Raw genomic sequence first — 10,540 nt, 5'->3', positions numbered from 1 at the left:
CATCCGCCTGCTGCTTGAGATTATTGAAGACATCAAACAGGTATGGCCCGAAGAAAACCTGCTGTTCGTGCGTATTTCAGCAACAGAATGGGTAGAAGGTGGCTGGACTGCCGATGATTCGGTAGCATTGGCTAAAATTTTAAAAGATAAAGGTGTTGACCTTATTGATTGCTCAACAGGCGGCAACATTCCAAATGTTAAAATTCCATTAATACCAGGTTATCAAGTTGAATTTGCTGAGAAAGTTAAAAAAGAAAGCGGTATACTTACAGGTACGGTAGGCTTGATCACCAAAGCCGACCAGGCTAACGAAATTATAAAAAATGAACGCGCCGATCTGGTATTTTTCGCGAGGGAAATGCTCCGCGACCCTCATTTTGCCCTACGTGCAGCACACGAGCTTGGCGAGGAGATAAAATGGCCGGTACAGTACGAGCGCGCTAAATGGCACTAATTGATTCACGGGTAATAGTTCATGGTTCATAGTAAAACATGAAACTATTGCCTCACAAATTAAGCCATGAACTATGAACCATAAACTATGAACTAAATACACAAAAACAACACACTATGAAACGTACAGCAAACGCCCATTGGAATGGTACATTACAGGCTGGTCAGGGAGAGATCACTACCCAGAGCACTGTATTAAACAAAACCCAGTATTCATTTAAAACCCGCTTTGCCGATGGCATTGGCACCAACCCGGAAGAATTATTAGCTGCTGCTCACGCAGGCTGTTTTACTATGGCTGTTGGCGCTGCTTTAACCCAGGCAGGCTTCACTCCTAACGATTTAACCACCGATGCAATTCTTGACTTGGATATGCAGGCATTGGAAGTTACAGGCATCCACCTGGAGCTTAAAGGTTCAGCAATTGATGGTGTATCTGAAGAGCAGTTTAAACAAATTGCTGAAGGTGCAAAAGCTAATTGCATCATTTCAAAAGCACTGAGCGTGCCAATTACTTTAACCGTTACTTACGCTTAATTACATTTAATAGAAATGAAAAAAGGGATTGTGCGATGCGCAATCCCTTTTTTGTTTTATTCCTGATACAACAAAGCCGCCGGGAGCGAAACCGGCGGCTTTTCAGCACATTATTAAATTAGGGGTTAAATAAGCGATATTTATAGTATGAATACAAGTAGCATGGTGATATGTACCAGAACACTGAATGCAAACAATCCAAGTACGCTACGGATACCTAAACCACCCATGCCAGCTATGATGTTGCTAAAGAATAACACCAGTGTAACAGCCAGTATAGCTATAGGAGCATTATAGTAATAAAGCAGAAAAGCAGGTATAGGTAAAAAAAGAACACCTTGTGAAACAAGAGAAAACATGAACCAAATGGTTTTGTTAGGGGTCTGGCTATCGGCAAAAGCCACTAATTTATTCCAGGTATTATTGCCGGTTTTAGTATTGGCAGTATTAATAGTATTGGTATTTGCAGCGGTCCATTCAGGAGCATTTATTTTTAAAGTTGCCATGATTGTTATCTTTTAATGATACAAAGATGGCCGGTACGCCTCACCTGCACCATGATCATAGCGCGTAAAAAAAGTGATCGTGGTCACATCTCAAAACCACGGCGTTGGGAAGAAAAAAACATGTCGTTGCGAGGTACGAAGCAATCGCACGTAAGCATAACCACTCTGTATAGCATGCGATTGCTTCGTACCTCGCAATGACATAGATTTTGTTTATTTGGAAAACAAAAAGCTACTTCCCGGCAGCCTGCACAAACGCCAGGATCTTTTTAGTTTCATTTGGATAGATGGCAATGCGATGTGTACGCACCAAATATGGCGATGACTTTTTATTCGCGGTATCATTTACAGCTATGGTATTTGACGGTTTAAGCGGCATGTGGCAGTCGATACAGTTATTTTGCATGACTGCGCTTAGCTTAGGCGCTACTTTGCAGAGGTTATGATTGGCTTCGGTATGGCAACTCATACACTTTTTAGAATATAGGGCGAGGTTACCGCCGTTATTTACGTGGGTGTTATGGCATGTACTGCAATCCATATTGCTCATCATATAACATTTGCTGGCAGTAAGCAATCCATTCTGGTTTCCATGCACATCAAGCGAGGCTGCATTGGTTTGTATGTTTAAATAATCGGGCTCTTTGAACCGGGCCAGAGTATCCCCCATTTTAAATTTAAAGGTTGATACCTGGAAAGCCTGATGACTACTTGAATGACAAACCCCACAGGCATCCATTTTTTGAGCGCGGCTGAGCGACGCAAATCGGGTGATATATTTTGCCTGCTTTTCCTCCGGATAAGCTTCGTGATAGTTTACATGGTTTGCAGCAGGGCCATGGCAACGTTCGCAATCAATACCATAAATGATGGATGATGGCTCAAACTCCATCTTACGATTTTGCATATCTACATTTTGCTGCGATGCCTTCCTGATGAACGATGCATGGCACTCAAAGCATCTCTGCAAAATTGGCCTGTTAAAATCCGGTTTCCCACCATCATAACCCGGACTGTTTGCCCAGCCATGTATAGCGCTGAAATAGGATACCGGCAATTCGAACAATTGCTTGTCCTGCCAGTACATATAGGTTTGGGCTTTGTTTATGCCAAAGGTGATATCCATTTTACGAGCGATATTTTCTTTGCCCCTGGTATAACTCACCTGGTAAAGCTCGCCGTTGCGCTTCTCCATTTTTATAACTGCACCGTCGGCATATTGTACAGTATTATCATGAGGATTAAAACTACCGTGTACAATTTCGGGAGATGTTGGCCTTGATGAAAGATAATGCGCTGTATGCAGGTAACTTTCATAAACATCCTTATGGCATTTTCCACAACTTGCCGACCCAGCAAAGATCTCATCCCTCGGATCCTGCGGCTTATCACTAAAGCACTGTACCAGTAAAAAGCTCAGGGGTATCAATAAAAGTAAAACCAAAAAGAATGTCCTGCGCTTAAGCATAATATTATCGCTAAAATCAAAGAGGTCAATGCAATGCCCCTCTATATAAAGATAAAAAGGCTGCCATGTAACATGACAGCCTTTTTATTAGTTAGTTATACGGGTTAAATTAATAACCAGGATTTTGTTTAAGCTTGGTACCGTTAAGCGTTTCATTTAACGGAATAGGCAATATCTCGTTCACACCTGCTTTAAAGTTTTTAAACGCAAGTACGGTTGGCGCCTGGCCCCAGCGTACAAGGTCAAACCAGCGGTGGCCTTCAGTAGCCAGCTCAAGTCTTCTTTCATCATAGATGTTTTGAAGCGTAGCAGGTTTTGAAGCCAAACCAACCCGGGTACGTACCGCATCAAGCAAAGTTTGTGCACGGCTTTGATCGCCGCCACCGTTCAACTCAGCTTCAGCTTCCATCAGGTAAGTATCAGCCAAACGGATCTCAATATAATCATTAGGCCAGTTCAGATCGGTAGTACCTGTTGTTACTTTATTAGCCAACACAGGGGCATACTTCTGGATAAAGTAACCGGTATTTTGATAGCTTGGCGAATAACTTGTTTTAGTAGCTTTTGTTAAGCTATCAATATTAACAACAGTATAGCCATAACGCGGATCGCCTTTTAAAGCGGTAGCCAATTGAGTTGTAACCGGGTTAAAACCATACCCGCCACCGTAATATATCGGACCGGTATAGCTACGCGGACCAATCATCTGGGTATAGATGTTTGATTTAAACTGATCCCAGTTGCTCCAGGTATAGCTTTGTGTACCAGAGTGCACCAATTCAAAAATAGATTCGCTGTTGAACTTGTTTGTTGGGCTAAAAATAGCACCATAATTGGTTAATAACTTATAACCGTAGTTAGTGTTCACATCCTTTAACATAGTTGCTGCATCGGCCCATTTTTTCTCGTACAGATAAACTTTACCCAATAAAGCTTTAGCTGCGCCTTGCGTTACACGACCACCGTCTGTTGTAGGTACAGTAGCAGGTAAACCCGGAATAGCTGCTTTCAAATCATTTTCAATTTGAGTGTAAACCGCTTCAGGGGTAGCCTGTACCTGGTCGTACACATTAGTTAAATTCAATGAATTAAGTATCAACGGCACATTTTTAAATAACCTTACCAGGTCAAAATAATAGTGTGCGCGTAAAAACTGCCCTTCGGCGGTGTAGCGTTTTAGCAAATCGGCGCTTAGGCCCGGTACCTGTGGCAGCTTTTCAAGCAATACATCGGTACGGTTAACACCCTGAAAGTTGATTGCCCAAAATTGGTTTTGCGGCCCTTGCGCAGGTGTAAGCGTATAATTGTTGATCACCTGCCATGGGGTAACGTCTGATGCACTGCCACCACCTGCATAGCACTCGTCAGAAGCTGAGTTCAACGCGCCAAGCGGATCTGAATAAGTATTATCAATACCACCAGTTTCGGTAACCAATGGATCATAAGCAGCTATTACTGCTGCAAAAGCCTCATCGGGGTTTGCGTAATAGTTTGACTCTAAGAATTGCCCTTTAGGCTGCAGCTCAAGGAATGATTTTTTGCATGATACCATGGCACCCATTCCCATCAAAGCCAAGCCAGTATATATAATATGTTTTGATTTCATGATAATTGTAATTTGTTATTATAAAGTGATATCCAAACCGGCCATAAATGTGCGGGCCTGAGGATAAAGCCCCATATCAATACCGCCGCTTATTTCCGGGTCGAAGCCTTTGTAACCTGTAACAGTTACCAGGTTATTGCTGCTCAGGAATACCCTTACCCTTTTAATATCAGCCGATTTTAACCATGATGCAGGTAAATTATAACCTAACTGCAAGGTTTTGATACGGAAATAGGCACCGCTTTGCAGATAGAAATTTGATGGATTTTTAAAGTTGTTATTCGGATCGGCATCACTTAAACGCGGATAGTTACTGCCACTGTTAGTTGCTGTCCAGGCATCAAGGGCTGCAATAGGATAGTTAGCCGAAGGTATATCTAACCTGCGGTAAGCCTGGTAAATTTTATTGCCCCAAACACCTTGACCAAATAATTTGATATCAAAGTTTTTGTAATTAGCGTTAAAATTAATACCATAAGTAAAGGTAGGCAGCGGATTGCCCAGGAACTGGCGATCTGATTGAGTAATTTTTCCATCACCATCAGTATCTGCCCATTTAAAGTCGCCAGGCTTAGCGTTTGGTTGTATCAGCTGGCCATTTTTGGTGTAAGCATTGATCTCAGCTTGTGAATGGAAAACGCCCAACTCCTTAAAGCCATAAAACTCGCCGATAGGTTGTCCCGGGGTGATACGGCCGATCTCATAAGTAGTGCTTTGTACGGTACCCTGAACAAAGTGATCAATTTGGTTACCTAAGCTTACTACGGTGTTTTTGTTATATGAAATATTACCACCAACACTGTAGTTAAACTCGCCTATTTTATTGCTGTAGTTAAGGCTTAACTCCACACCTTTGTTTTCCATGTCGCCCACGTTATCAGATGGCTGACCTGCAAAACCTGCATATGCAGGCAATTGCACATCCTGCAACATACCTTTTGTAAGTTTTTTGTAAACATCAAAAGTTACGCTCAGATTATTAAACAATGTTGCATCAAAACCAATATCGGTAGTGTGGGTTTCCTCCCATTTTAAATTAGGGTTAGGCGGCTGATTAGGGCTATAGCCTATGCCAACTGCATCGCCAAAAATAGCGTTACGACCGCTGCCGATGGTTGCAGCATACCTGAACGGACCAAGGGCCCTTTCGTTACCTACAGAGCCATATGAGGCACGTAATTTGAAGAAATCAACAAACGTATTTTTAGGGAACCAATCCTCACGGCTTACCACATAACCAACCTGGCCGGCAGGGAATGTACCGTAAAGGTGATTTGCACCAAAACGTGATGAACCATCACGACGGATAATACCCGAGAACAAGTATTTCTGATCGTAATCATAAGTAACCCTGCCAAAGTATGAAGCAAGTGTATGTGGCTGAACATCATCTAATGCCAGTGAGCTTGATGCAATCCTGTTGGCTGCCGGTAATGCATAAAGTATTGATGCGTCGTTCAGTGATGTTGCAGGCTCTCCTAAAAAAGTACCTTGCAAGCCGGAAGCAGTAGTTTTTTGAGCACTTGTACCTACCAGCGCTGTCAGGTTATTTTTTCCAAATGAACGGCTGTAGGTTACGGTATTATCCCAGTTCCATGACAAGTTCCTGTTGTAGGCCTGGGTTTGATTTGTGGTAGTATTTGAAGTACTTGAGTTAAGATAGTACAATGGTGTAAAACCGTCAGAACCATAATAAGCTTGTTTTGCACTGATCTGTGACCTTACCTTTAAACCCCGTATTGGTTCAACTTCAACAAAAGCGCTACCTAATAAATTGGTTGCATCACTATAGTTACCTAAAACAGTTTGCGCGTATGCCAATGGATTAGTGATCTCCTGACCTACATAGCCTGATATGCCATAAGGCAAACCCTGGCCATTCCTGATGATATTTGCTTTTTGATAATCACTTACGTTTGGTTGACCATTAATATCACTAACAGTAACAGGTGTAATAGGATCAAGGTTTAACGATGAGCTTAACGGACCGCCAAATACGCTGTTGGTGTTACCAAACGCCTTGTTTTTGGTGTACGAATAAGTGAAGTTTTCACCAATGGTAAGCCATTTTTTTGGTTTGTATGATGTGTTAACAGTAAAGTTAAACTTCTTATAGCCAGATATTGATGGCATTACCACACCCTGCTGATCAAGATAACCGAATGAGGTATAATAATTTGCCTTATCAGTAGCACCGCTGATATTAAGATTGTGATTCTGGATCAGCGCATTGTTATCAAATATCTGGTCCTGCCAGTTGGTGCCTGTACCATATGATGCCGGATTTGCAAAAATGGCTGCTGCGCCATCGTTTGTTTTCGACTCATTTCTTAAAGTAGCATATTGAGACGCGTTGGTCACTTTAAATTTGCTAACCGGCGACTGTACACCAACGTAACCATTATAGGTAATTTGAGCGTCGCCTTTTTTACCTTTTTTGGTAGTTACGATGATTACACCGTTTGATGAACGTGAACCGTAAATAGCAGCCGAAGCATCTTTCAATACCTCTATTGATTCCACATCATTGGGGTTTACGTTATCCAAACCGCCGTTATCAACCACAATACCGTCAATAACATATAACGGGTCGCTGTTTAACCTTGAAGTAACCCCCCTCACCCTGATCTGTGGTGATGAGCCCGGAGAACCAGAGCTTTGTACAACGCTAACACCGGTAACGCGGCCCCGAAGCGCATCGTCAACACGGGTAACCTGCTGATCCTGCAGATCGCTGGCTTTAACACTGCTGATTGCACCGGTAACTGTAGTACGTTTTTGCGTACCGTAACCAACAACCACAACTTCGTTAATTGCCTTTATATCTTCAGTTAATACAACATTAATAACTGTTTGGCTACCAACAACAATTTCTTGTTTAGCATAACCAATAAACTGCACCACGATAACCGAAGCTGGACCGGCAACCGATAATTTGTAGCCACCGTCAACACCGGTAGTAATGCCATTGGTTGTGCCTTTTTCGGTAACTGTAGCTCCCGGAACAGGTTGGCCAGTATTATCGGTAACCTTACCTGTAATAGTAACATTAGCTGCTGTCTCCTCAGTAATTACAACGCCCGGATCGGCAGCATTAACTGTTGGAGTGGTAGCGGCCTTTTTTTCAAGCACTACCCTATCGTTCATTACATCGTAGTTGATACCATTGTCTTTAAACACCTGGTCAAGTACGGTTTTTAATGTTTGGTTATTGATGTTTAATGAAAAGTGCTTATCAGCATCCAGTGAGCTGGCGCTGTAAATAAACTTTACGTTGTTATTTTTTTGAAGGTACTGTAAAGCCTCAAGCATAGTTGTATTGCTGAGTGTAACATTTACCTTTTTGTTAAGTATCCCCTGAGCTTTAATCGGGCTTGAATAAGCTATGCTGCTTACCATTATTGCTATCAGGATCTGGCTAAAAGTGATCTTCATGATTTTACCCCATGGGATGGGCCTTCGTAAACGAAAATTCATATATTTGTTATGTTTCTTTGTTAAAAATGAGACAATTAATAGCCCGCACACCTCCCAGAGGTGTTCTTAGCGGAACGGGCTTTTTGATCCTTAAAACTTAGAGGTGCTCGCAACACTTCTAAGTTTTTTTATGCAGATCATTTTCTGAGGTTTGCTTTACTTTTTTCTTTCTTAGGTTTGTAGTTTTTTGTACATCTTATAATTTTTGAGTGTTTAATAGGATTGGTTATTTAAGTTCAATATGGTTATTCACAATAGCGTAGTCAACGTTGAGCGATTTCTTCAGCGCGTTAAGCACATCAGGTAAGTTAAACCCATCAAAATCGGCATTCAGGATATAGTGGTTCAGCTTTTCGCTGCTTACTTTAATATTTACATTATAGCTGGAATCAAGTACCGGGATAATATCCCTAAGCGGTTTATTATCAAAAACAAGGTGCGTACGCTGGTACTGTTTCACGGTTGATCTTACCTCAACCGCCTGCGATGTAAGCGTATGCTTATCATTCAGATAAACCGCCTTTTGATGCGGATAGATCATCACCTCATCTTTAGTAAGCTTTGTTGTAATGGTGCTGTTTTTACCATTAGCCTTAACACTTACCGAAACCTTCCCCGTTAGCACCGATACATCGGCCATATTACTTTGCTCGTTATCACGCACCAGGAAACTGGTACCCCAAACTTTGGTAACAATAGAGCGGCTGCTGATAATAAAAGGGCGCTGAGGATTCTTCGTCACCTCAAAAAAACATTCGCCCGAGATGCTAACCTGTCTCGAACCGGCAGCAAACACATTAGGATAGCTGATCTTTGCAGATGGGTTGAGCCAAACCGCACTACTATCCGGCAGGGTGACTTTATAAATATGGCCGGTGTTATTGCTAACGTTAAACAGGTGTACATCGCTTACCGTTGATGCTGCCAGATGCTGATCTTTTGTTTTTTGAGTATAGATAACAGCCATGACCGACAATGCAAAAACAACAACAGCGGCGGCAGCCGCAGCATACCATTTACGGAACGTTACAACCTTCGGCTGCTCCTGAGGTGTTTGTAGCTGTACAAGATCAAGATTGCTGATAATACTGAAATAGATCCTCTCTTCCAGTTGCTTCTCCTCGGCCGGCGATAGATCGGAAACATGATCGTTTTCATGCTCAAAGCTCAAATACCATTGCTTTACCAAAGCTATCTCGGCTTCGGTGCAATCGCCTTTAATGTATTTTTCAAGCAAATCAATACGTATAGGTTCTTTCATGAAAAGAAAATAATTCCGGTTTATAAATAGGATGACGTATGGGAGATAGTGTACCCCCTACACACATGTGAAATTTTTTAAAAAAATTTATGCAGGTACATGGCCACTGTGATCAGCAGGTGATGGCTCAGGCTTAAACGCAGCCGTTTAATTGCCTTAGTGATCTGGTTTTCAACCGTTTTTTCCGAGATCCCCAGCAGTTGGGCTATCTCTTTGTTAGATTTGTATTCCTTGCGGCTCAATTCAAAAACCGACCGGCATTTATCAGGAAGGTGGCTTATTTCGGTTTCGAGCGTATGGGTAAGATCGCGCAACATGATCGCGTCTTCAGTACCGGTATCGGTCTCGGTAGTTAACAATTTAAGCGCTTCGGTGTGTTTTGCGCGGATGGTTTGCTTGCGGTACTGGTCAACCACCTGGTTTAAAACGGCCAGGTGCAGATAACCGCCAATGGTAGTATTAATTTGCAGTGCATGACGTTTATGCCAAAGATTTGAAAATATCTCCTGAACAACTTCCTCGCACAGCTCCTTGTTTTTTAACCGCCTGTAAGCATCGCTGTACAGCTTTTTCCAATACCGCTGATAGATCTCCCTAAACGCACTAAGTTTATCCTGCTGTAGCAACCCCATCAAATCATCCTCAGTCAGCTTGGTAAAATCGGTCATTGGTTAAATAACGTGGCAATTAATGTTAAATGATCGGCAAAACTGAAAATAATTAAGGCAACTAACAAGCCATCAATTGTAATACTTTTAACATAAACCTTTATTATGTTGCTTTGACACAATGAGATAATCAAGCCATAATGTTGATTTTACACTATGTAGAGAGGGATTTTATCCTGGGCCCTTTCAATTTCGAGCAAATTTATATTGACTATAAATTGACACAAAATAAGATTTTTTGCCGCTGTATGGGATAAAATATCGTTATGAAGAAGAGGGAGGTATGGTTTATTATAATATATGTTGTAGAGGAGGTTTCAATCTCAATATGATATTTAAAACTAACAAGCTGTTTAAAAACGATTAAAAATAGCGTCATTGCGAGGAGGAACGACGAAGCAATCCCCTACTTACAGAGCCGCCCTGTATAGTTTGGGATTGCTTCGTACCTTATAATGACGTGCATGTAAATCATTCATAATCAAGCTGCATTTTGGAGAGTAAGACCGAGTTTTTGAGCTTCTTTTTGCAGACGAGCAAGCTTTCTTGCCTTTTGTACTTCTG

The 10,540-nt window shown here is 41.8% G+C and carries 7 protein-coding genes and 1 pseudogene; 2 read left to right on the top strand and 6 right to left on the bottom strand.

The features are described 5' to 3' along the window. Both VF500_RS05410 and VF500_RS05405 read left to right on the top strand, forming a co-directional pair. A pseudogene (locus VF500_RS05410) lies at positions 1–454 on the top strand (oxidoreductase); the annotation flags it as partial. Between the two features lie 116 nt (positions 455–570). Continuing rightward, entirely contained in the window at positions 571–990 is a 420-nt protein-coding gene (locus VF500_RS05405) for an OsmC family peroxiredoxin (RefSeq protein ID WP_330858697.1), read from the top strand. Positions 991–1,130: 140 nt separating this feature from the next. Here VF500_RS05405 and VF500_RS05400 read toward each other — a convergent pair whose 3' ends face one another. The 6 genes from VF500_RS05400 to VF500_RS05375 all read right to left on the bottom strand — a co-directional run bounded on the left by VF500_RS05400 (position 1,131) and on the right by VF500_RS05375 (position 9,976). Continuing rightward, the gene (locus VF500_RS05400) at positions 1,131–1,496 is read right to left on the bottom strand and encodes a hypothetical protein (protein WP_330858696.1); all 366 of its coding nucleotides are present in this window, start codon (positions 1,494–1,496) and stop codon (positions 1,131–1,133) included. 232 nt (positions 1,497–1,728) lie between these two features. Continuing rightward, on the bottom strand, positions 1,729–2,964 hold the full coding sequence (locus VF500_RS05395) for a cytochrome c3 family protein (RefSeq protein WP_330858695.1): 1,236 nt from the start codon (positions 2,962–2,964) through the stop codon (positions 1,729–1,731). 109 nt (positions 2,965–3,073) lie between these two features. Then, on the bottom strand, positions 3,074–4,570 hold the full coding sequence (locus VF500_RS05390; RefSeq protein WP_330858694.1) for a RagB/SusD family nutrient uptake outer membrane protein: 1,497 nt from the start codon (positions 4,568–4,570) through the stop codon (positions 3,074–3,076). A gap of 18 nt (positions 4,571–4,588) precedes the next feature. Further along, a complete protein-coding gene (locus VF500_RS05385; RefSeq protein WP_330858693.1) occupies positions 4,589–8,047 on the bottom strand; it encodes a TonB-dependent receptor in 3,459 nt (1,152 codons plus the stop codon). A gap of 226 nt (positions 8,048–8,273) precedes the next feature. Beyond that, positions 8,274–9,308, bottom strand: coding sequence for a FecR family protein (locus VF500_RS05380; RefSeq protein ID WP_330858692.1), 1,035 nt, complete (start codon positions 9,306–9,308; stop codon positions 8,274–8,276). A gap of 77 nt (positions 9,309–9,385) precedes the next feature. Further along, on the bottom strand, positions 9,386–9,976 hold the full coding sequence (locus VF500_RS05375) for an RNA polymerase sigma-70 factor (protein WP_330858691.1): 591 nt from the start codon (positions 9,974–9,976) through the stop codon (positions 9,386–9,388). Between the last annotated feature and the right edge of the window lie 564 nt (positions 9,977–10,540).

Source organism: Mucilaginibacter sp. (assembly GCF_036383575.1).
Lineage (GTDB): Bacteria > Bacteroidota > Bacteroidia > Sphingobacteriales > Sphingobacteriaceae > Mucilaginibacter.
This window is presented reverse-complemented; position numbering and strand designations above follow the sequence as displayed.